Source organism: Desulfofarcimen acetoxidans DSM 771 (assembly GCF_000024205.1).
GTDB classification, from domain to species: Bacteria; Bacillota; Desulfotomaculia; order Desulfotomaculales; family Desulfofarciminaceae; genus Desulfofarcimen; species Desulfofarcimen acetoxidans.
This window is the reverse complement of sequence record NC_013216.1, coordinates 3,434,597-3,457,675: the sequence shown is the minus strand read 5'-3', so window position 1 is coordinate 3,457,675 and position 23,079 is coordinate 3,434,597. Positions and strand designations below refer to the sequence as shown.

Here is a 23,079-nt window from a genome sequence, read left to right as displayed (position 1 = left end):
TGCCGGATTAACCGGCCATGCGATTAAACTGCTTGGTCAGACGTGATTTCTTGCGAGCGGCCTTATTTTTATGTAGAACACCCTTGCTGGCTGCTTTATCGAGCAAAACAAGCGCTCTCCTTAAAACAGTCTGAACCTCTTCCGGAGTGGATTTGGCCAGGGCATCTTCAAATCTTCTGATAGCAGTCTTAATCTGAGATTTTACGATGTTATTGCGTAAAGTACGCGCACGAATAGTCTTTACTCTTTTTGCTGCCGATTTGATGTTTGGCATATTCTTCACCTCCCAATAGGCAATATTTTACCACGTAAAAAAGGAAATTGCAAGCATCCTGTTTGTATATCATTTATAATTTTGGTCAAAGATATTAACGCACATTAAAAAGTTAGGAGGTGATTATATGCAGTGGGCTGGAGTCATTATAAGATTTGTTGTTTCTGCACTTGTATTAATGATAGTTAGCTGGCTCTCTCCCGGTTTTGTAGTCAAAGGAGGTATCGTCGGCGCTTTGATTGCTGCTGCTGTAATAGCAGTGTTAGGTTATGTAGCTGAAACTTTATTGGGTGATAAAGTTTCTCCCCAGAGCAGGGGATTGGTTGGTTTTGTTACCGCGGTTGTAATAATTTATTTAGCCCAATTCATTATTCCGTCACTTTTAAGCGTAACTCTACTGGGTGCAATAATTTCAGCGTTTATAATAGGTTTAATAGATGCCTTTGTTCCTACAATGCTGCGATAGCCAAAAGCTAAAAACCCTGTCAATATTGACAGGGTTTTGTATGTGCTGCTTCCTGCTCTACCTATTATTTTTACAGAATAATCTTCTTTATAAATTTATTCTCGTTTAAAAGTATATCTATATTTAAAAATAAAATAATTTTCCCAATAAAATTATCGATTTATAAAATATGGAATATGATATATCATAATAATTTCATATTTTATATCCTAAAAGCTCTTTTATAAATGAAATTACTCTCTTTCTATGATCCTTTTAATATGATAAAATGAATTTGTGTTTCTTAACAGTAATAATACCGAGGTGCCGTAATTGAAGTCAAAACACATGCATAATTTCCTGGGTACGATTCTGGTTCAGAAAGGAATTATTACTCAGGAACAACTGGAAGACGCGTTAAAAAACCAAAGCGAAATGAAGGGTAAGAAAGGTCTGATTGGCAAAACTTTGGTGCGATTGGGTTACTGCACGGAGGATGATATTGCCAGGGTAATAGCCGAGCGCAGCGGTATACCATATATTTCTTTGGAAACATACCAGATAGATCCGGCGGCGGTAACTGTTTTGTCAATAGATAATATTAACCGTTACAAAGCTTTGCCTGTGTCCTTTGCTGACGATAAACTGGTGGTGGCTATGAACCACCCCAATGACATTATGAGTATTGATGACCTGCGCATGTTAACCGGCTATGATATTAAACCTGTAATGACTTCCGACACTGAACTGGAGGCAACCATAGAGAAGTACAGCCGGGAAAGCCTGGATGTTGAGCAAGAAGATGATGATGTTGATGCCTACAACGATCTGGCAAATGAATCAGTGGATGATGCGGATAGGCCTGCTATTCAGCTTGCCAATATGATCTTATCCCAGGCTCTGAGTGCCAGAGCAAGTGATATACATATAGAGCCTTACGAGAAAAACTCCCGGGTGCGTTTTCGCATAGACGGTGTGCTGCACGACATCATGCAGGTGCCCCGTAAGATGCATGCCACATTGACTTCACGGATTAAAGTGATGGCTAATATGGATATTGCCGACCGGCGTGTTCCTCAGGATGGGCGGATATCTCTGAAAATTGAAGGACGGTCAGTGGATTTACGGGTGGCCACCCTGCCTACCGCTTATGGGGAACGTTTGACACTGCGTCTTCTGGAGCGCTCGGGGACGATGATAACTCTGGAACAGCTTGGTATAAGAGAGAGCGTGCTGGAAAAATATTTGGCCACGGTTAAATATCCCTATGGCTTGATTCTGGTAACAGGACCCACCGGCAGCGGCAAAACCACTTCCCTGTATGCCAGTTTAGCTACTATAGATACGACAGCAAAAAATGTCATTACAGTAGAGGATCCTGTGGAGTATCGTATTGAAGGGGTAAGTCAAATACCGATTAACACCAAAGTCGGACTTACTTTTGAGACGGGACTACGCTCCATTTTACGCAACGACCCGGACATTATCATGGTGGGTGAAATCCGGGATAAGCAAACGGCCCGTATAGCTACCGAATCGGCCTTGACAGGTCACCTTGTTCTCTCCACACTGCATACAAACGATGCTCCCGGTGCAATCAGCAGATTGATTGAAATGGGAATAGAGCCTTTCTTAATAGTATCCTCGCTGACCTGTGTACTGGCACAGCGGCTGGCAAGGGTTTTGTGTTCCCATTGCAAGGAATCTTATAAATTATCCCGCAAGGAATTAATGAATATAGAAGATTTTCCTTTGTCAGAGCAGGAAGAAGAGATCTCTCTTTACAGGCCGCGAGGCTGTATACGCTGCAGCAATACCGGTTACCGGGGGCGTGTGGGTATTTTTGAAGTGCTTTTTGCAACGGAAAAAATCCAGCAGCTGACCCTGGAAAAAAGATCGACCAGGGAAATAAGAGAGGTGGCTCTGTCCGAAGGAATGACTTCACTGCGCCGGGACGGTTTGCAAAAGGTGAAGCAGGGAATAACTTCCCTGGAAGAAGTAATGAGGGTGGTTATATAATGGATGAGCAAAAAGCGGTTGATGTGAATGAGATATTAAAAAAAATGGTGCAAATGGACGGTTCAGACCTGCACCTGACAGCCGGTATGCCTCCGGTGGTGCGGGTCTACGGTGAGCTTTTGCGTATGGATTATCCCAAGCTGATGCCAAGGGATATAGAGGATCTGGTTTATCCGGTTTTGCTGCCCGGTCAAAGGGAACAGCTGGAAAAAGAATGGGAATTGGATTTCTCTTATTCGGTGCCGGGTGTCAGCCGTTTTCGGGGAAATATTATGTGGCAGAGAGGTTCCCTGGCGGTTAATTTCCGGGCGGTAGCCATAAATATTCCTGATATGAAGGACCTGAACCTGCCTCCGGCAGTCAGGGGTTTATCCCAGCTGCCCAGAGGACTGGTGCTGGTTACCGGGCCTACGGGAAGCGGCAAGTCAACAACCCTGGCTTCCATTATTAAACTGATTAACGAAGAGCAGTCCTTAAATATTGTTACTATCGAAAATCCCATAGAATTTTTGCACAGCCACAAAAAATCTATTATCAAGCAGAGAGAAGTGGGGACAGACACTTTTTCCTTTGCCAGTGCTCTGAGGCATGTACTGCGGCATGATCCGGATGTGATACTGGTGGGAGAGATGAGAGATATGGAGAGTATATCCATTGCCCTTACCGCCGCCGAGACAGGGCACCTGGTATATTCCACCCTGCATACGCAGACGGCCCCTTTGGCCCTGCACCGTATTATTGATGTTTTTCCCGACAGCGCCCGCAATCAGATTCGTCAGCAGCTGGCCGATTCTCTGCAGGCTGTTTTGGCCCAGCAGTTAATCCACCGGGCCGACGGCAAGGGAAGGGTGGTTGCGGTAGAGTTATTGCTGAGCACGCCGGCTGTGAGAAACCTGATCAGAGAGGGCAAAGAGCACCAGCTTTATACGGTTATGCAGACTTCACGCAACACAGGCATGCAGACCATGGATCAGGCTCTGGCTGAACTTTTCTTAAGCGGAAAAATTACGCGGGATATGGCCCTGGAGCACTGTGTTGACCGGGTTGAGCTGGAGCGTGTGCTGCGGCGGGGCCAGTATTGAGCGTGTATTTGTAGATAACCCTGCAAGGGAGAGAATCAAAATGCCTTTATACGCATACCAGGCTCTGGATAAGACGGGTAGCGAGCTGACCGGCAAAATGGAGGGTGAGCACGATTTTGCAGTGGTATCCCGCCTGAAAAAAATGGGTTATGTCGTGCTTGAGGTTAAAGAGATAAAGGAATCTTTTTTGAGAAATGCTCTGCAAAAGAGAGGCAAGGTTAAAATCGGCCAGTTAAGTTTTTTCAGCAGGCAGCTGTCAGCCATGCTCACGGCCGGTATTCCGCTGACCCGGGGTTTGTACACACTGAGCGAGCAGTCGGAGAATCCCGTGCTGGCGCGGGCAGCCGGGGAAATGGCTCACGCCGTGGAGGGCGGCATGAGTTTTTCCGCCGCCATGAGCGCGCATCAGGATATATTTTCTAAAATGTATGTGGATATGATTAAGGCCGGTGAAGTCGGCGGTATGATGGAAGAGATGCTGAACAGGTTGTCAATGCAGCTGGAAAGAGAAAAAATTTTGCGTGACAATATAAAGTCAGCCACTTTTTATCCGATCATAATTATAATGTTTGCCGGTTTGGTTATTTTGTGCATGATGTTTTTTATCGTACCTATATTTGAGGGTTTTATCCCGCAGGGAGTAGCACCTCCCTTGCCTACCAGGATTATTTTTGGTTTCAGTCACTCCCTGCGCAGTTACAGCCTGTTGTATATGCTGGGAATAATAGTTCTTTTTATCGGTATACGCGCCTACGTCAGGAGTGAAGCGGGTAAGGATTTCTTTGACCGTTTTAAGTATCGTCTGCCTGTTTTCGGGGATTTGTTTAAAAAAGTTACTGTGGCACGGTTTTCCCGCACTTTATCTACTTTGATGTCCGGGGGTGTCTCGGTGATGCAGGCCCTGGAGGCAGCCGGGCCGGCTTCCGGCAGCAAAAGGGTGGTGGAAATTGTCAAAGAGGTGGAAGAGGGGATACAGCAGGGTCAGAGCATGGCTATCCCTATAGGCAAAAGCGGTTTTTTCCCACCCATGCTGACCAATATGATAGCTGTGGGAGAGGAAACGGGGGAATTGACTAATCTATTGACCAGGGTAGCTGATTTTTATGAGGAAGAAGTCTCTACTATAACCAAAGGCCTCACATCTATGCTGGAACCGGTTGTTCTAATTGTAGTTGGCGGGATTATCGGTGCCATTGTAATAGCTCTTTACCTGCCAATTTTTTCTGCTGTTTCATCTTCTATTGGGAGGTAAAACCTGTGGGTGATTTCGTACCGGGGCAGCCGGGCGGTGCAGTTGATTTAAATCAAGCTTTTCAAGAATACCTGGTTGTAAAAGATGAAGAGCGCTTGCGGCAGGTGATGATGTCCGGCAGCAGGCTGGTGCGCCATTTTGCCAAGCTCTATGCTTCCGGCCGCCAGACAGAAGATCTTATGCAGTCAGGTTATGAGGGCTTGCTGAAGGCTCTTGGCCGTTTTGATTCTAGCCGGGGGGTTCTTTTCAGCACCTATGCCGCCCACTGCATCATGGGTGAAATAAGGCATCATATCCGCAAAGAAGCTTCTTACGCTTGTCCCGCTGCTGTGGCCGAACTGCAGGCTCGTATTAACCGTTTTGTTGATGATTACATGAAGGAAAACGGGCAAATTCCCTCCCTCAGTCAAATTGCAGAGTTTGTCAATGTTTGTGAGGAGGGTGTGGTTCAGGCCATGCGGGCCGGTTTTGTTTCCCTGGACGAAATCGAGTTGCATAAAATTCAAAGTCTCAAATATGAAAGCTTTTGTCTGCCTATTGAGGATCGTATTGTTCTGGAGCAGGCATTGTATAAACTGACAGAACTGCAGCAAAGAGTCATTCATCTTTTATTTTACAAAGACATGACCCAGACCGAGGCGGCTAGCCAGTTAGGCATCAGCCAGCGCAGCGTGTCGAGAATTTTACGCAAGAGTTTAAATCTTTTGTCCAGGATTTTATCTTAAGCGGGAGTTGACTTTAGGCATGGGATTTTTTTTGAAATCAACGGATGCTGTAGGACTGGAATTTGATACGGGGGTTATACGTTTTGTCAAATTAAAAGGTTCCGCACCGCCGTTTACTCTGGTGGGGGCCGGGCAGATTGAGATACCTGACAATGCCGTTGCAGAGGGTATTGTTGAGGATGTGCCCGCTGTCGCCGGTGCTCTGGAGGAGCTATGGAATAAATCACAGGTGGGCAGCCGGGAAGTAACTTTAGGCATATTTAACCAGGGTGTGTTGTTTAGAAGGGCTGTATTTCCCAAACTTGAGCAAAAGAAGCTGGCTCAAGTGGTACGCTACCAGTCGGATGACTATTTTCCCGTACCTGTTTCCGAACTGGTATTGGATTTTGCGGTGGTGGGCGAGTTAGAAGGAGAGAACGGGCCTGCCCTGGATGTGCTGCTGGTAGCCGTGCAGCGTGAAATATTGGAAAAAAGCCTGCATGTACTAACGGCTGCCGGGTTGCGGCCGTTAGTCATTGACGCGTCTCCCCTGGCCCTGGCAAGAACTGTTCCCCGAACCCGGCTTGCCGGCACCGTGCTGGTCATAGATATTGCCAATGGGTTAACTACCCTGTTTCTGGTTTCGGGCGGTGTGCCCATGTTAGCCAGGTCACTGCCGCATTCATTGCAGTTTTTTGCCAGAGAGCTGGATTTGCCTCTGGGCTCAGTTCTGGAAAATATTCAGCAGGCGGCCGCCGCCGCAGAAGAAGAAGCCCGGAGCTATCCCGCCGGTATGCCGGGTGTTTTCAGTGAGTGGGTATTTGTTCTGGCCAATGAGATTCGCTCACTGATTAATTATTATCTGGTTCAGAACACCTCCGCCGTAATTGATCATATAGCCTTGAGCGGGAGAGGGGCGCGCATGGACGGCCTGGCGGAGTTTTTGCAAGAAGAACTGGATTTACCGGTGGAGACAATTAAACCTCTGGAAAATATAAAGATAGCCGCGTTTAGAAATAAGAATCTGGGCCCCGACGGTTTGGATTTTTCCGTAAGTATCGGTTTGGCCTTGCGCGGACTTCAGGCATCGTAGTATGGATATCAGAATTAATTTGTTGCCTCCTGAGCTGTTGGGCCAGCAGCGGAAAAAGCAAAAGCGGCGGGAACAGGTTTTTATCGGGGGCATTGTGCTGGGAGTGTTCTTGCTGGTTTACGCGGTACTGTTTATCTTTACCTGGCAGATTGAATCTGAGGCCGCAGCGCTGAAAAAAAACCGCATGGCACTGGAAGCGCAGGTTAATGCCAATGAAAGCTACGCGGTTTTGCAGGACAAGGTGGCTCAGGCGGATAAGCTTATAGGAACTGCTCTGGGAACGAACGCGGATTGGACAAAAATCATGACGGAGATAAACAATTGTATGCCTGCCGGCATCCGGCTAACGGGTTTTTCAGTCATCAATAATAACACTTCAGTGGCTGCAGGCAACAATCCGGTTGCCCAGTTGGGACAATCTGTTCAGGGTCAAAAACCGGTGACCTCTGTCACCGCAACAACACCTAATTCTTCCGCACCTGTTGCCCCAAATGCTTCAACTGCCGTGGGCGGGCTTGACCTGCAAGGCCTGTCTCCCGATCACTCTACTGTGGGAGAATGGCTGGAGGGGATGAATAAACTGTCTTATCTTAGTGATGTCCGCTGCCAGTTTTCCTCTGAAGAAGATCAGGAAGGGCAGAAAATGGTGCGTTTTGAAATCAAGGCTGCGTTAAATCCAGCCGGTTCCCAAACCGGAAAGGCAGGCGGAGTTAATGGAAATTAAGGATCGGCTGCCAGAACTTCCCGTGCTGATCGTTGGGATTGTTGTTTTTGTTTTTTTAGTCTTTTTATTATATTTGCAAATCGGGGTGCTGCGATCCGCCTGGCAGGATGTTTCTGCCGAACAGTCATCTCTGGCCCATGTTCAGTCTGTTCTGCAGGATCGACTGGCAGCCAAGCAGCAGTATGAAGGGCTGCGGGAACTGCTCAACCGCTTTGACAGGCTGGTGCCGGCTCAGCCTGAGGAAAATGTCCTGCTCGCTGACTTGGAGAGAGCGGCTGATGAAGCCGGTGCTGATTTTAACCAGATTAATTTTGACAACAGGGTCAACAAGAGCGGTTATGTGGAAATGCCTTTGAAGTTAACTTTTACCGGCAGATATCAGGAATTGCTTAACCTGGTAGACCGCCTGGAAAACGGTCCCCGGGTTATGCGCATAGACGAAATCAAGCTGACTAAAGACGGGCAAGAGTTACTCGGGTTAAAGGCTGATCTTACAGCCAGTGCTTTTTATTCCCCACGTTAGAAACCTCACTAAAAGGGATGATGCATACTGTGAAGTTTTTGAAAAAAGAAATAGATAAAGAAATTTTGCTCAAGTATGTGACAGAAAATAAGAAGAAGCTGCTGACCGGTGTGGGGATTGTTGTTGTCCTTATCTTTGCCCTGATTTTCGTAAAAGTTAAGTTTTACGGTGAGCCGTCTCAGAACACGCCAGTTACCGGTATTAACCCTAAAGATGTTTCTCTGGATAAAATGTACAACTACCTGCCGGCATCTAAAAGAACAATAAAAGAACAGTCCCAGGGTGAAGATCCTTTTAGCGGCGGTATGACACTGCAGGGTATCATTTCCGGCGGAGAGGGCGGTGACCTGGCCATTATTCAGTCAGGGGGAGCTGTCTACATTGTATCTAAAGGTATGAGTGTGGCGGATGTATGGCAGGTGCGGGAGATAAATAAAAGTACGGTAACCCTGTCAGGCGGGGGTAAGACAATTCGCCTAAAATTTGGCAGCAGAGTTATGGTGCCTCAAGAAAGCTCCGCACAGAAAACAACAGGTGAGAATGCAAGCCAGGCCGGCTCCGGTACGAGTGATAAGCAGAACACAAATTCAGCTGAAGAGGGTGGCAGCAATGTTAAGTAAATTTATTTATGCCGATCCTGTAAAGCCGGTTATAACCGTGCTGGTTGTAATTGTGTTCTTGATTGCCGGTTTTATAACTTCTGATTTGTATTCCGCTTTCTGGCTTCCGGTTGCTCTGGCCGCGGAAGCCAACCAATCAGCCGACGACGGAACAGATGAAGCTTTAATGGGATCAATCGGGCCGCAAATATCGATTGATGTAAAAAGTGCCGACTTAAGGGATGTCCTGTCCGCGCTGGCCATCAAAATGGATATAAATATTGTAATGATGGATTCCAAAGCCCAGCCGGTGACCTTTCAGGCAAAGAACATTCCCTGCGGCAAGGCACTGGATCTCATTATCAGGAGCAAGGGACTTAGCTATGTGAAGGAAGGAAATATTGTCATTGTCGGTACACAGGACATGCTGCCCAAGGATGTGTTTGAGCAAACTATCCTGACCAGGTTCGAAACTTATTATATCGCAGCGGCAAAACTGAAGGGCTTAATCGAACAACTAAGTATTCCTGATGTAAAGGTACTGACCGTCGACACAAACCCCCATGCCATTTGGGTGCAGGGAACAGCCAAGTCCCTGCAAAAGGTGCGGGAACTTGTCTACGCTGTGGATATAGAGGAAAACGCGGAGAATACGGAAAAGCCCGAGGCCCTTAATTACCGGGAGATAAAAACTGAGAATATCTCCTCCGGCAGAGCCTTGGAAATACTTAACGCCGGTCTTCCTGACGATATGAAAATTAAGCGCTATGTGAAGCTGCAAAACATTCTGGTGGTTTTTGACCAAAATCTTTTCAAACGCTGGGATCTTGTGGAGAATTTAATTAAGGACTTTGACTTCAAAGGTGCGGAGAGCCAAAATGTATATGTTCACCAGCTAAGCAATGTTGTTGTCGGTGATGCGGCACAGTGGTTGCAGCAGTTTGACTTTGCCGGTGAGATTAAGGTTGTAGCGCCAAATAATTATGATAGATTTAACCAGCAGATTACAGTTATTTGTCCCCCCGCTCTTGTCAAACAGGTGCGGGATGCTTTGGTGCAGCTTGACCAGCCGAAGAAGTCGGTGAAGGTGCCGGTGTTAACTTATAAGGGAGAGCATGGGAATACTGTATTGAATGCCAAAAAATCCTTGTTGAGTGAATTGACAGGTATTTCTCAGTATAAAATGCATGTTTCGAAGAATATAGGTACTACTGATAATCCGGAATATGTGCTCTGGGTGGAGGAAGCGCCTAATAAAATAAAGCAAATAAGAGATATGCTGGATGAGATTAAGAAGAATGAGGAGAGTGAGAGTAGCGGTACTGAATAAGTAGTGAAAAATATTTGATTGAAATATGAAGTTCAGGATGGGATTGTCTAAATCTAATTGATTGATGGTATAACAATAGTAAAATAAGAAGAAGGGAGGCGAATATATTGTTTAATGTGATAAGTGGTAGATTTAAGAACAGAAAAGGCTTCACTCTGGTTGAATTGATGGTGGTTGTAGTAATTATAGGTATTTTGGCAGCGATTGCGGTACCTGTGTACACTTCAACTACTACTACTGCAAAACAAAAGGCTAATGCTGCAAATATTAGAATAATTGAAGGTGCTATTCAAGCATATATGGCTGATAATGTTGTCTCTGGGACCTTTAGTGAGGTTGTAATGAGTAACGCAGGAGCTATTACTGGTGTTACACTAAGAACTCCTGCTGAAGGTGAGACAGTACCTACCAATTTGGTTCCAAATTATCTAAAAGAAATACCTATACAACCAGATGGCTCTGGGAAATATATAAAAGCCGCAAATGGCAATGTAGTAGCTGAGTAAAATAAGGAAAATTAGTGTAGGTACTAAACTTATTAACTATCCACGATTTGCCGTTACAAACCGCCCATGAAAATTGGGTGGTTTTTTCTCTTGTCCAGGAAATTATGAAATTTTGAACATATTATGCTATGTTATTGGTGATCTGGTAACATATGTTTTTTTGTCAAAATAACAAATAAAATTTAAGATAATAAAGTAAGATGGGAAAAATTAAGTAAATGCTCTTTAAAATATGGAAAGGGAAAACCGTTTTTTCATAATTTATATCCATTCCTTTTGCTTCGCTCAAGGTACAAAACGTCATGAAAGAATTTCTTTCAGACTTTAACCAGAGTCTGGCCATAATAAAAATGTTCCGGTTAACAAAACCTGGATAATTAGTTTTAATAATGAATTAAATTCGGTGAATATTAATGAAGAAATATAACAGTGTATCTAGATCCACCCTTGTGGAGAAACATCTGGCTGTGGGTGAGGGCAGGTGCAGTGTAGTTGTCAAGTTTCAGTTCTCCATTGCGAGTGTTCTTAAATGCAGACGTATATCCTTAAAGTTGTTAAAAATGTTGCATCACACATTGGCAGGCTTTAAATAAGGATGTTAGAATACGGTTTACCATTGTCAATCATTAAGTGGACATGGTGGGGCATAACGAAGAGCCGGAGTTATGTAAATGATATGGATATTCTTTGCCTAATCTGGGCAGATTTTTTATGTTTTAAAAAAAATCGAACAAATGGTTTATACTACAATGGTAGATTGAGATCAACAAGTTCATTCATTTACTATTTAATATTCCTAATATCCTGATTTGCTAACATAATTCTGAATCAACAACAGCAATAACAGAATGAAGTTATTTTCTTTTAATACTAAAGTATTAATGATATAATTTAGTAAATTAAGTATTTAGACTGAATACTAATATCCATACTAATTCCAAATGAATAATATATTTAAAAAAATATATTATTCATTAATACTATAGATGTTGTTACTGATTTTTATGGTTCATTAGTTCATATATATCGTTATTTTTTACTTGACTTAATATTTTGTTAGCAAAATATTAAGAATCCTATGCGTATTAATAGAGTCATATACAAAGATGTAGAACAAACATAGACTTGATCCTAAAGTACATCATTATACTCATGAGTTTGAAAATAGGGGGTGAGTTCATGTATATTAAGAATGATAAGGGGTATGTTTTGGTTAGTGTACTTATGCTTACGATTATATTAGTAATACTAAGCACTTCTTTTTATTATTCAATGTCTACAGAAGGGAACTTGGGAGTAAACTATGACAATAATGTTCAGGCATATTATTATGCCAGGTCAGGTGTGGAAGTGGCATTAAATTGGCTTAATCCAGACACCTTTAATGAAACAACCTATCTTTACGGGAGTTTAGAGGGACTTCAGGTTGCTAGTACTGAGCCAACTGATAATTATCCCATTAAAGTATCTGTATCTAAAACAGGAACGTCCCAAATTGAGATTAATTCCAATGGCACGTATCAAGGTTTAACAAAAAATGTTGATTTAATAATTGGGCTTAGTGGAACACAAAATATTGTTATACCAACCTTTGATATGGCTTTGTTTGCTGCTTTAGGGCAAGGATCTATGGATGAGCCTGCTATAAAGCTTACAGGTAGTTCAAAAATTTATGGTCTAACAGGTACAAATGCTATTGGAGAAAGCTCCGTACAGTTTGATTATGAGGACACGGGAATTATTGACGGTAAACTTTATATTGGCTCCGGAGGCGTTGTTGATAATGTTATAAGTACGAAGACAAAAACGGAAAATAGTAACTCCCCAAATCCAGATCCTAATTTAAAACCCTGGGATCAGGTGGAGGCACCGTGGGAAAACGTACCTGATGGAATAGAGGCACTTCCGCAAAACAAATCTTTTCCGGAGCCGCAGTTTCCACCATTTCCTATTGACTTATCAACCAGCATATTTAGAACAATAACAGATAGCAAAGGTCTTTGCGAAGAAGGTATAGGGGTTATCCCGCAACTAGGTGGCGATCATGCAGTAACTATAAATCTAGGAGCAGATGGCTATTATCAAGATACCATATCGATTTCTGATGGTACTTCATTGACAATAGACTTAGGTGGGGGAGGAACTAAGGTTCTCCGTGTTAGGAATTTGTCTATTCAACAGGGATTTGTCAGTTTAATAAATACAGGAGTAGATGGAAAATTAGTTTTATATGTGGAAAATTCTTTTTCACTTCTTCATGGCAGTACCATCAATAATGGTGGTGATATTAGTAGGGTAATGATGTATTATAAAGGTGCTGCCGAACCCAGTTTTGGTGGTGATGTTCGTTACGTCGGGAGTTTTTTTGCCGAGACAGCTAATATTACTATTTCAGGAAGTAGTGGGATTATAGGTCATCTTATAACCGGTGGAAGTTCAGTAATAGTTTCTGGTGATGCTTCTGCTTATACACGTGTGCTTTATGCTCCCCATGCACATTTATACGTTGACGGTAGTGGAAAAGTTAAAGGTTCTATTATAGTAAATAGGTTATCTGGTATTGGAAATGCACTCATTTATTACGAACAGCCCAACATGGGAACATTTCCTGTTGAAATATTTCAAGGCGGAGATAGCGGAGGAGGAACAAGTGGAGGAGGAACAAGTGGAGGAGGAACAAGTGGAGGAGGAACAAGTATAACATCCTATAGATGGCAATGATAAAAATACACATTAGCAGGAGTTAGAAGGTGCACAAAATGCATGAAAAATTAAAAAAACAATTCGGTTTTACTTTGGTTGAAATATTGGTATCTATGGCAATTATATCAATTGTATCAGCAGCATTTATTGCGTTGTTTAGCTCAAGCTTTGTAAATACTTTTTCTACAGGAAATCGAAATGCCGCAATGTCATTGGCTTCAGATAAAATGGAGGCACTACTTGCTTTAGGGCCAACAAATATAGAAACTATAAGAGCAAAATTATTAGATAATGATGAAATGAGTGTTCAAGAAAAAAGTACTGAAGCAGATTTATATGCTGAGGCAAATAGTAATTTAATGAGATTTCGTATTGAACCTGTTAACTTATTAACTGCTGGTACTAACAACGGATATAGAGTAACAATTGTTGTTTATTATAAAGGCGGAGAGCGTTATGTTACTCTCACTTCTTTTATAAGAGGGAGAAGCTAACATGGTTAAATTATCCTTAAATGATAAAGGTTTTACTCTTGTAGAACTATTAATTGCACTTGCACTAATAAGTCTTGTAATAGTATTGTCATATACATTATATTTTTATAGTTTTAACAGCTTTAATATAGGGACTTCACAAGCTAATTTGCAACAAAATGCTCGCTTAGTCGATGAGGAATTGGAGAAGTGGCTTCGTAATGCTGGAGAATTAGAAATATCTAGTGAGAATAAAACAGGATATGATGGAACTCTCAAATTAGAAAACAATACTTTTTTAAGTAATGATAAAGCTATTACTGATAATAGTATTTCTGATGTTCAGTTTAAAATAAATAAAGAATCAGGAAAACCTATATTATTGTATAAAATTTTGTGTAAGAATGGTGCACAGGAGTATGAATTTAATAACCAAATATTACTCAACAATGTTTTAATTTCTGTTTTTGATAGTAGTTACAATAACTATCGTAGCTTAAAAGATTTTGCTTTGTATTATAAAAAAGACATGATCCAACCTGCAACTTCAGTTCAGTATGCTTTAACAATAGATATAGAAGGGCAAGGTAGTACTAATCCATCTTCAGGAGACCATTATTATTATGATGATACCGAGATTTTATTAGAAGTTACACCTGCTTCTGGCTGGGAGTTTGTAAAATGGGTCATTAACGATGCAGATGTTACCAATCCTAAACCTACGATAAACATGAACAAAAATATCACAGCTAAGGTTTATTTTGCGGAAATAACCCAGCCACCAGTTACTAAGCAGTATTCATTGGTGGTGTCTTCAGAAGGTCAAGGAATTATAGAACCGTCTAATGGAAATCATGCCTATGATGATGGTACACTAGTTTCCTTGAGTGCTACACCTGTTTCTGGTTGGGAATTTGTAAAATGGGTAATAGATGGGGTGGATTATACAAACCCTAATCATACGGTAACCATGGATGCAAATAAAACCGCAAAGGCGTATTTTACAATAAAATTGAATTTCCCCTGGGTTGATATTAACGGTGATGGCTTTTACAATCAGGGATCTGGAGATCTAAAACTTACAGTCGATCAATTACGAAAGGGTTCTTATAAAACTAATGGAAAACTATTTATTCCAGCAGATGTGGGAAAAATAGAAATGAATAATTGGTCAAATAGATTCTTGGATTGGGAGGCGGATAAAGGAATATATGTTGGAGTAGATATTGAAAATACTCAAAATTTCAGTGCTAGCATGGTTAGTAACGAAGGGGATATTACTTTTGCTCAAGGAGTCAATGTAACAATAAAAACTAGTAGTTTAACGATAAAATCAGCAACAGGTAATATAAATGCTACAAACGCGAAAATCCAAACTATTAATGGAGGAAGTTTTCTTAAACTGGAAGCAAAAGGTTTAATTGATGTTTCAGGAAATAATACCTTAATTCAGTCCCAAGGAAGTTGTTTAACAATAACATCAACAGGAAACAGCGTTAATGTCAGGAATGCAAAAATAGCAACTACTAACGGAGGTAGTCTTTTAAAAATCCAAGCATATGATAAGATCTACATTGAGGGAGCTAATATAATACACAATGGAAGTTATCAATTGATAGGTGAGGCTGTGAATTGATTTCTAAGTCTATGTACGTAAAAATATTCCTTTTGATAAAACCTGGGTAATCTAATTTCGAAAGCTGGTAACAAAGATGGATATCCTTCAACTCCTTCAGTATGCTGTTAAGCAGGAGGCATCCGATTTGCATGTAACCGCAAATTCTGCCCCAGTGCTAAGATTGCACGGAAATTTGACCGTGCTTGATTTACCGCCGCTTTTACCGGAAAAAACATTGGAAATGGCCCGTCAGTTGCTGGATCAAAACAAACTTGAGCTACTAGAGAAAAACGGTGAAGTAGACTCCTCATATAATTATTCCGGTGTAGGTAATTTTCGAATAAATGTATATTACCAGAGAGGCGCGGTGAGTATTGCTGTCAGGGTTTTAGATACAAAGATTCCGACTATAGATGCTCTCGGTCTTCCTGATATCGTAAAAACCTTGGCTCGCCGATCAGGCGGGCTGATTCTAATCACAGGCCCGACAGGCAGCGGTAAGTCGACTACCATGGCCGCCATGGTTGATTTAATTAATAAGGAAAAAAGCTGTCATATCCTGACCTTGGAGGACCCTATTGAATACCTGCATATTAATAAAAAAAGTATCATTGAGCAGAGAGAAATAGGCAAGGACAGCAGGACCTTTCCCAGCGCTTTGCGGGCAGCGCTCAGGCAGGATCCTGATGTTATTCTGGTAGGAGAAATGAGGGATTTGGAAACTATATCTATTGCCGTCACCGCGGCAGAAACCGGTCATCTGATTCTGGCCACTTTGCACACTATGAATGCGCCCCAAACTGTCAGCCGGATTATTGATGCTTTTGATTCGGTTCAGCAGAAGCAAATTCGTATGCAGCTGTCCAATTCTTTAGTAGGCATCATCTCTCAGAGACTTTTGCCTCGCATTGACGGAAGGGGACGGCTGGCAGCCATGGAAATACTGGTGGCCACACCGGCGGTGCGCAACCTGATCAGAGAAAACAAGCTTCATCAGATTTTTTCTTACTTGCAGGCGGGTTCCAAATTTGGCATGCAGACAATGGATAGCCACCTGCAAAGTTTGTATAATAATAAACTGGTCAATTCCCGAATAGTTTTAGAAAATGCGGCGGACCGGGAGGCTATGCTGCGTTATTTGGGTATATCTGAGGATACCTTCTAAAGACTAACATCTATAATGTGAACAATTCTTAGCCTCTGCTTTTGCTGCTGAATTTTAAACCAATCCTCTTGCCCAAAATCTAAGCGATATTACTACTTCCGGCGGTGACCTGGTTTCTATTGGCAGTGCTGCTGCTATTGATACCACAACCACAGAAATCATTGCGGTTCATAAAAAGAAGGGATGTTAAATACATCCCCTCAAAAAGATATCAGCCACCCAGATTGACTCATTTCAGTTTTAATTTACAGTGAATTTAAAAGTGTGGATAATTTTGTACAGGCTTTTATCCATTTGTAATAAGATAACTTATCGTTATGCTCGCAAAAATATGGAAAGAGAAAACTGTTCTTTCCATATTTTTACCTGTGTCTGTCCCCAGTAAAAATATTCCTTTCGATAAAATCTGGGTAATCTAACTTCGAAAGTTGGTAAAAAAAATGGATATCCTTCAACTCCTTCAACATTCTTCTAAGCAAGAGGCATCCGATTTGCACATAACCGCAAATTCTGCCCCTGTTCTTAGATTGCACGGAAATTTGACCATGCTTGATTTACCGCCGCTTTCCCCGGAAAAAACCATGGAAATGGCCCGTCAGTTGCTGGATCAAAACAAACTGGAGCTGCTAGAGAAAAACGGTGAAGTAGACTCCTCATATAATTATTCCGGTGTAGGTAATTTCCGAATAAATGTATATTACCAGAGAGGCGCGGTGAGTATTGCTGTCAGGGTTTTAGATACAAAGATTCCGACTATAGATGCTCTCGGTCTTCCTGATATCGTAAAAACCTTGGCTCGCCGATCAGGCGGGCTGATTCTAATCACAGGCCCGACAGGCAGCGGTAAGTCGACTACCATGGCCGCCATGGTTGATTTAATTAATAAGGAAAAAAGCTGTCATATCCTGACCTTGGAGGACCCTATTGAATACCTGCATATTAATAAAAAAATAATAAAAAAAGTATCATTGAGCAGAGAGAAATAGGCAAGGACAGCAGGACCTTTCTCAGCGCTTTGCGGGCAGCGCTCAGGCAGGATCCTGATGTTATTCTGGTGGGAGAAATGAGGGATTTGGAAACTATCTCTATTGCAGTCACCGCGGCAGAGACCGGTCATCTGATCCTGGCCACTTTGCACACCATGAATGCGCCCCAAACTGTCAGCCGGATTATTGATGCTTTTGATTCGGTTCAGCAGAAGCAAATCCGTATGCAGCTGTCCAATTCTTTAGTAGGCATCATCTCTCAGAGACTGCTGCCTCGCATTGACGGCAGGGGATGGCTGGCAGCCATGGAAATACTGGTGGCCACACCGGCGGTACGCAACCTGATCAGAGAAAACAAGCTCCATCAGATTTTTTCTTATTTGCAGGCGGGTTCCAAATTTGGCATGCAGACAATGGATAGCCACCTGCAAACCAGGCATTTGAAACATAAGCTTTATCTGGTCAAGGGGGGCCCAATTAGCCTTCCTATATGGTTTAACTGCACATTCAGAAAAAACTAGGACAGAAGTAATGATTTGATTTATTCCTTTATCAGCCACTGCATCAATTATTGGCACTACTTTAGTACCAAGCGACTCCATAGCAAACACAGAGATAAACACATTTGTATCAAAAGCTATTTTCCTATAATGCCCAAGAAAATTTTCTATTCCTCCCATGATTCAGTACGCTCTTTCTCTAGGTATTCAAGTGACTTATCTCCCCAAACTCCCTTGCAACAGCCAAAGGCTGCTTGAGACCAATTATCCGGTTTCTTCATAAGGGAAATGCGGTTATTGCGATCACTGGAAATAATTAAAATATCCCCCGGGCCGATTTTGGCACTGTTACGAATTTTAGCCGGTATCACCACTTGGCTTTTCGTACCTACTTTAACTTCTTCGCTCACACCGAACATATTAAGAAACCTCTTTCTTGGTTATGAATATAATGGTCGTATTACTCTGAGAATTCCTAAAAGCCTGTATAGGATGGTTGTTGAAACGGTTAAAAAGGAAGGTGTTAGTGCAAACCAGTTCGTATCGCACTTAATTAGTATGGGGATTGGTAGAAAAATTTCAGTTTAGGTGAGTTAAAAATAGGCTTAGTTTATTCATCGTCCGGGCTTCTATTATTATTTTTTAGTAACCTGCTTAAAAAGTCGGTTTTAACGTGAGACTGGTTAGATCAACTGGCACAAAAACCTTCAACCGTATTAGTTTTAGCTATTCCGGGGAAAACCTGGGCGGCACACCGGATTCTAATACTGCTCACGTTAATATGATGAATTTGCCGGGTTATAGTGAAAACATATTGAGAGCTGAGTTTAACAATGTGATTCTATGTAAATGGTGTTTTTTAGAAATTACTTTTCTTTTCTCTAAGAGCTGGCCATCCGAAAACTTTGGCTAACTTAGTGTATATCCATTTAGATTCCTTTGTTAATAATGGGCCTAAAATGGCAAGTATAAGAACATAGAGTGCGGCAAAGGGCTGTAAAATCGGTAACAATCCACCGGCCTTTGCAAGGTTGGCAAGTATGATTGAAAACTCACCTCTTGATGTAATGGTTAATCCTATATTTGTAGAGCCACGATGTGAATAACCGGCCTTTCTGCCAACTATTAATCCACTAATAAAGTTGCCAATTATTGTTACTATAGCTGCCGCCAGAGATGGCCATATAGCACCGCTTAGTGAAAGAGGATCTATGCTCAAACCAAAACTGAAGAAAAAGAGGGCACCAAAAAAATCTCGAAAAGGAACCACAATATGCTCTATACGCTCAAAATGATCTGTTTCCGCCAGAACTAATCCCACCAGCAAAGCTCCTATGGCCTCTGCAACATGAATAGTTTCAGAAATACCAGCAACCAGAGTAAGCAATGCAAATACGATAAGCATAAAAATTTCGTTTGAAGGTACGTTTAGTAATTTATTAATTTGGGGGGCTAGTTTACGTCCTATTAATATAAAGCCTAGCATAAATCCCAGAGCTATGCTTGCAGATATCAAGACACCTTTGGGTGAGGTCGAACCGGTTAGAACCAGACCGGAAACGACGGAGAGATAAACTGCTACAAATACATCCTGGTATAACATTAGTCCCAGTATCATCTCTGTTTCAGCCCTAACAGTCCTTTTTAAATCAACCAAGAGCTTGGCAACAATAGCACTTGAAGAAATTGAAATTATACCGGCAACTACTAAGATTTCACGAATTGACCAACCCCACAAAAAAGGAAGAGCCATTCCCAGAGAAAAATTAATAAGCATATAGATTGTTCCGCCAAAAAATATAGATTTGCCTGCTTTTAATAAGCGGCCAACGGAAAACTCAAGACCAAGATAGAACAGTAAAAAAAGAACACCCAAACGTCCCATGAATTGTATTAACGGTGCACTTTCAACAAAACGAAAGTCAAGTATGCCGATGACTGGTGCGTGAGGGCCAACAGCCATTCCGGCTAAAATAAGCAATGGTACTATGGAGAATCGCAATCGCGCTGCCATGAGTCCTGCAACAGCTACAATACATAGAGCAAGACCAATTTCAAACAGGATATTGCTATGCATAATTAAAGACTCCCGTGCAAAATTAGTTCTTTACATGCTTTTACTTGTCGCCTAAGACCGATCACAACCAGAACCGCTCCTTCAGGAATGGCATTTTCGGGACCGGGGTTAATAATCTTTTGGTCTTTTTTTATTATTGCAATAACCATAGCTCCTGTTTTTTTGCGAACATGCAGTTCCCCAATTGTTTTACCAATGGACTTAGAACCATGTTCAACTTTATACCACTCAAATACCATATCATCAAATGCCACATCTACTGATTCTAATGCCTTTGGTATATAGGCCATTCCACCAAGTATACCACCCACACGACGTGCTTCGGTGTCATCCAATGTAACCATCGAGATGCTTTCTTCGGGATCGTCGTTATCGAAATGATGAATTTCGCGTCGACCATCGTCGTGAACAACGATTACTAACTTGTCACCACTGCGACTATTAATTTGAAATTTTCTACCAATACCCGGAAGATCAGTTTCTTTTATCAAAGACATAAAAACAGCCCCTTATTACTAATTTATATTTATTTTATCATTATTGTTGGTCTTCTTAAACCATTATTAGTAATAAATTAAATTAAATTAAATTTTTATATTATAAACAGTAAAGTTTTGTACAGTATTATAAAAAACCATACTTTTGTGATCAGAGTCGTGTAGTTTATATATCTTATTTGTAAATCATTACCATTTTAAAAGGAAATGTTGCAAACAGATATTCCATACATAAACCATTTCACACTCTAAAACTTGCTACCTATTACCTAAGTAAAACCCTCACGGGAGAGTTTATCTAAAAATAATATTAAAATATAGAAAATAAAGTATATCTCAAGGCGTATTGGAGAATATTTACATCTAAACTCGTACGGATTTAGATGCTATGCGTTGGGCTATTCTGCCTCTCATATGAACAAGACGGGGAAGGCGTATCTATCGCAGGAGAAGATAGCCAATACCCTAAGTATGACCAGAAAAACAGTAAATAACCATATTGCATCATTACTGAAGTATAAATGGCAAGATAAATAACGATAAAATACCCGTTACTTAAACAAAAGTTGTTTGCTAGTTTTTTTAGGCTAATTTATTTAATTTAGTGGAAGATTGATCGCAATAAATATAAGAGACTTCGTTCTCTTTATGGGGAACATAGTTAATCTCTTGACAATAATTTTCTTGGGAAGTTGTTTTATCTTCTTTTAGCTTGAAATATTGATTCATTAGAATATCAAGCTCTTGACTTACTTTTAGTAACTTCTCAGGATTATTGCGACCTACATTATTGAGTTTTCTTCTGGTTTTTTCGATTTTTATAATTATTTTGGCTAGGTTCATAATAATGTATCCTTTATAATTTATTTACACACAAGAAACAGTTTTTCTACATTGAATCGCCATTTCCTCTAGTAATATATGGAAAATGGCTGTTTTTAATAACTTTTTAGTGATGGGCAAGCGATTTTAGGCAAAGAAAAGCAACTTTTAGATGCATCCGTAATGGGATACAGTTAGAGGACATTCGTGTTATGCTGGAACTAGCGGGGGCCACAGCGGCGGTGTGCAACCTGATCAGAGAAAACAAGCTTCATCAGATTTTTTTATTGAGAAAAAAAGGAGTATTTAAAATACCCCTTTTTATTTTGGTTAAATTGTATTTTTGAATAATAAATTATTTGAACTTAAGAGGTTCTTTTCTAAACAGGTTCGCTATTGTAGAACGCATGGGACTAATGGCTAACAACTCCGGTTCCGGTTCAATTTCAATGGCAGCGGTTAATATCCTGTCAATTTCCCGCTCATTTTTCAAAATAACCTCATATATTTTCATTGCGTAGCCGTTGCTGCCAGGATTGCGAATTATCACCAGACCGGGGGGAAGTGTGGGATCCAGCACATATTGTTTGGGCGGACTTGTCACATATCTTTCTTTTTCTGTTTTTATTTGTCTGACCGGGGTAGACCCTTTGTGCCCCATAATGCATATCTTCAATTCTCCCTGGTGAATCTGACTGGCTATTAAAATGTTTTTTGAAGTGTTATTGGCAAATTTAAAATCATTATTTTCATCTGCAATGACAGACTCCATGTTCTCAGGTATGTATGGGACCGGTACGGGATTAATTCTTTTTTCAACTACTGTTAATCCTGCCCGGCAAACCGCATTATACAGGGTGCCGGCAACCTGACAGATGCCTGCCTCATGGCTGGCTATTAAATCAACGTCATAAGTATTTTCTAGTGTTTTACGATATCCTGCCTCCGAAGTACGCTTACCCAAAGTTTTATTTAAGGAAAAGACCTCTCCCGGTCTTATAATAACGTTATTAATTGACTCACTGGCTAATTCAATATTCCTGGTTCGGTCAGTTTCATTAACATCAAAGTCGCTTACAAATAGGGAAAGCCGCGAATTTATTCCATCGTAATCGGGTGTTTTCCTGGTAGGCTCAGTAATCTGAAAAGATAATGCCAAATAAGTATTACCGTAAGGACTGCTGATAAATTTTTGTATCGAAGCCTCTTTATCTAATTTTCTACCATAAGTATCCTGAAATACTGTGGCAGTTTTTTCATCAAAAGATATATAAGCATTTTGAACGGCTTCGTAATACTGAGAGGCTGCTTTGTCCAGTATTTCATTCAGAATTTTATCGTTATATGTTTTTGTGAGCACAAAGTCATGGGTTTTGGTGTTGCTAAACATTAGTTTTATAATTTGTCGTGAAGAGAGTTTCTGACTGTATTTTATAGCTTCTCTTACAGTAGCTTCGTAATCAGTTGTATATTGAATCTCACCGTATTTAATGAGACCAACTTGCAATATCATTTTTGGGGAGGGATATGGCAGATCCTGTTTCAATTTTTCTACTGCTTGACTATATGTTAGGCTTCCGATATTGACGCCTTGTACAGTAATGCCCGGTAAAACCACCTTGCTGTAATAAAACTTTAGTGCAAAGCTGGACAGACTGATACATACTATTAATTGAAAAACCGTAAT

At 41.3% G+C, this 23,079-nt stretch carries 25 protein-coding genes; 19 read left to right on the top strand and 6 right to left on the bottom strand.

Annotation, left to right across the window (positions count from 1 at the left end):
- Positions 1–7: 7 nt before the first annotated feature.
- Complete coding sequence (gene rpsT, locus DTOX_RS15795) at positions 8–274, bottom strand: 30S ribosomal protein S20 (RefSeq protein WP_015758686.1); 267 nt, start codon at positions 272–274, stop codon at positions 8–10.
- A 127-nt stretch (positions 275–401) separates the two neighbouring features.
- Between rpsT and DTOX_RS15790 the strand changes: the two genes are divergently transcribed.
- The 17 genes from DTOX_RS15790 to DTOX_RS24920 all read left to right on the top strand — a co-directional run bounded on the left by DTOX_RS15790 (position 402) and on the right by DTOX_RS24920 (position 18,017).
- Positions 402–740, top strand: a complete 339-nt coding sequence (locus DTOX_RS15790; RefSeq protein ID WP_015758685.1) for a phage holin family protein — start codon at positions 402–404, stop codon at positions 738–740.
- Positions 741–1,052: 312 nt separating this feature from the next.
- Positions 1,053–2,738 (top strand): GspE/PulE family protein, encoded by a 1,686-nt coding sequence (locus DTOX_RS15785; protein ID WP_015758684.1) that lies wholly within the window; start codon positions 1,053–1,055, stop codon positions 2,736–2,738.
- The gene (locus DTOX_RS15780; RefSeq protein WP_015758683.1) at positions 2,738–3,820 is read left to right on the top strand and encodes a type IV pilus twitching motility protein PilT; all 1,083 of its coding nucleotides are present in this window, start codon (positions 2,738–2,740) and stop codon (positions 3,818–3,820) included. The genes DTOX_RS15785 and DTOX_RS15780 overlap by 1 nt, the downstream gene beginning before the upstream one ends.
- Positions 3,774–5,072 carry a type II secretion system F family protein gene (locus DTOX_RS15775; RefSeq protein WP_340139997.1) on the top strand — a complete coding sequence of 433 codons (1,299 nt, stop codon included), beginning with the start codon at positions 3,774–3,776 and terminating at the stop codon, positions 5,070–5,072. Before DTOX_RS15780 ends, DTOX_RS15775 begins: the two co-directional genes overlap by 47 nt.
- Before the next feature lie 5 nt (positions 5,073–5,077).
- On the top strand, positions 5,078–5,797 hold the full coding sequence (locus DTOX_RS15770; protein WP_015758681.1) for a sigma-70 family RNA polymerase sigma factor: 720 nt from the start codon (positions 5,078–5,080) through the stop codon (positions 5,795–5,797).
- Positions 5,798–5,816: 19 nt separating this feature from the next.
- Positions 5,817–6,869: a type IV pilus biogenesis protein PilM gene (gene pilM / locus DTOX_RS15765; RefSeq protein ID WP_015758680.1), complete on the top strand. Its 1,053-nt coding sequence runs from the start codon at positions 5,817–5,819 to the stop codon at positions 6,867–6,869.
- A gap of 1 nt (position 6,870) precedes the next feature.
- A complete protein-coding gene (locus tag DTOX_RS15760) occupies positions 6,871–7,593 on the top strand; it encodes a PilN domain-containing protein (RefSeq protein ID WP_015758679.1) in 723 nt (240 codons plus the stop codon).
- Entirely contained in the window at positions 7,583–8,116 is a 534-nt protein-coding gene (locus DTOX_RS15755; RefSeq protein ID WP_015758678.1) for a type IV pilus inner membrane component PilO, read from the top strand. Before DTOX_RS15760 ends, DTOX_RS15755 begins: the two co-directional genes overlap by 11 nt.
- 29 nt (positions 8,117–8,145) lie before the next feature.
- A complete protein-coding gene (locus DTOX_RS15750) occupies positions 8,146–8,736 on the top strand; it encodes a hypothetical protein (RefSeq protein WP_015758677.1) in 591 nt (196 codons plus the stop codon).
- Positions 8,726–10,045 (top strand): type IV pilus secretin PilQ, encoded by a 1,320-nt coding sequence (locus DTOX_RS15745; RefSeq protein ID WP_015758676.1) that lies wholly within the window; start codon positions 8,726–8,728, stop codon positions 10,043–10,045. Before DTOX_RS15750 ends, DTOX_RS15745 begins: the two co-directional genes overlap by 11 nt.
- Before the next feature lie 116 nt (positions 10,046–10,161).
- On the top strand, positions 10,162–10,551 hold the full coding sequence (locus tag DTOX_RS24930) for a competence type IV pilus major pilin ComGC (protein WP_278184595.1): 390 nt from the start codon (positions 10,162–10,164) through the stop codon (positions 10,549–10,551).
- Positions 10,552–11,730: 1,179 nt separating this feature from the next.
- Positions 11,731–13,272, top strand: a complete 1,542-nt coding sequence (locus DTOX_RS15735) for a DUF7305 domain-containing protein (RefSeq protein ID WP_015758674.1) — start codon at positions 11,731–11,733, stop codon at positions 13,270–13,272.
- Between the two features lie 38 nt (positions 13,273–13,310).
- Positions 13,311–13,748 carry a prepilin-type N-terminal cleavage/methylation domain-containing protein gene (locus DTOX_RS15730; RefSeq protein ID WP_015758673.1) on the top strand — a complete coding sequence of 146 codons (438 nt, stop codon included), beginning with the start codon at positions 13,311–13,313 and terminating at the stop codon, positions 13,746–13,748.
- 1 nt (position 13,749) lies between these two features.
- A complete protein-coding gene (locus DTOX_RS15725) occupies positions 13,750–15,363 on the top strand; it encodes an InlB B-repeat-containing protein (RefSeq protein ID WP_015758672.1) in 1,614 nt (537 codons plus the stop codon).
- Between the two features lie 76 nt (positions 15,364–15,439).
- Positions 15,440–16,510, top strand: coding sequence for a type IV pilus twitching motility protein PilT (locus DTOX_RS15720; RefSeq protein WP_015758671.1), 1,071 nt, complete (start codon positions 15,440–15,442; stop codon positions 16,508–16,510).
- Between the two features lie 491 nt (positions 16,511–17,001).
- Positions 17,002–17,496: a type IV pilus twitching motility protein PilT gene (locus DTOX_RS24925; RefSeq protein ID WP_278184560.1), complete on the top strand. Its 495-nt coding sequence runs from the start codon at positions 17,002–17,004 to the stop codon at positions 17,494–17,496.
- Positions 17,497–17,525: 29 nt separating this feature from the next.
- The gene (locus tag DTOX_RS24920; RefSeq protein ID WP_278184559.1) at positions 17,526–18,017 is read left to right on the top strand and encodes a type IV pilus twitching motility protein PilT; all 492 of its coding nucleotides are present in this window, start codon (positions 17,526–17,528) and stop codon (positions 18,015–18,017) included.
- Between the two features lie 146 nt (positions 18,018–18,163).
- Here the strand turns inward: DTOX_RS24920 and DTOX_RS15710 are convergent, their stop codons facing one another.
- Positions 18,164–18,415: an AbrB/MazE/SpoVT family DNA-binding domain-containing protein gene (locus tag DTOX_RS15710; protein WP_015758670.1), complete on the bottom strand. Its 252-nt coding sequence runs from the start codon at positions 18,413–18,415 to the stop codon at positions 18,164–18,166.
- Between DTOX_RS15710 and DTOX_RS25430 the strand changes: the two genes are divergently transcribed.
- Positions 18,336–18,584, top strand: coding sequence for a toxin-antitoxin system HicB family antitoxin (locus DTOX_RS25430; protein ID WP_157862987.1), 249 nt, complete (start codon positions 18,336–18,338; stop codon positions 18,582–18,584). The two genes, DTOX_RS15710 and DTOX_RS25430, sit on opposite strands and share 80 nt — an antisense overlap.
- Before the next feature lie 271 nt (positions 18,585–18,855).
- Here the strand turns inward: DTOX_RS25430 and DTOX_RS15705 are convergent, their stop codons facing one another.
- Both DTOX_RS15705 and DTOX_RS15700 read right to left on the bottom strand, forming a co-directional pair.
- On the bottom strand, positions 18,856–20,073 hold the full coding sequence (locus tag DTOX_RS15705; RefSeq protein WP_015758669.1) for a cation:proton antiporter: 1,218 nt from the start codon (positions 20,071–20,073) through the stop codon (positions 18,856–18,858).
- A gap of 2 nt (positions 20,074–20,075) precedes the next feature.
- Positions 20,076–20,570 (bottom strand): cation:proton antiporter regulatory subunit, encoded by a 495-nt coding sequence (locus DTOX_RS15700; protein ID WP_015758668.1) that lies wholly within the window; start codon positions 20,568–20,570, stop codon positions 20,076–20,078.
- 414 nt (positions 20,571–20,984) lie between these two features.
- On the opposite strand from DTOX_RS15700, the gene DTOX_RS25425 reads away from it, so the two are divergent.
- Positions 20,985–21,107, top strand: coding sequence for a helix-turn-helix domain-containing protein (locus tag DTOX_RS25425; protein WP_157862985.1), 123 nt, complete (start codon positions 20,985–20,987; stop codon positions 21,105–21,107).
- Between the two features lie 45 nt (positions 21,108–21,152).
- On the opposite strand, the gene DTOX_RS15695 is transcribed toward DTOX_RS25425, so the two are convergent.
- On the bottom strand, positions 21,153–21,413 hold the full coding sequence (locus DTOX_RS15695) for an aspartyl-phosphate phosphatase Spo0E family protein (RefSeq protein ID WP_015758667.1): 261 nt from the start codon (positions 21,411–21,413) through the stop codon (positions 21,153–21,155).
- 334 nt (positions 21,414–21,747) lie between these two features.
- Complete coding sequence (locus DTOX_RS15690; protein WP_157862983.1) at positions 21,748–22,938, bottom strand: VanW family protein; 1,191 nt, start codon at positions 22,936–22,938, stop codon at positions 21,748–21,750.
- Positions 22,939–23,079: the final 141 nt, after the last annotated feature.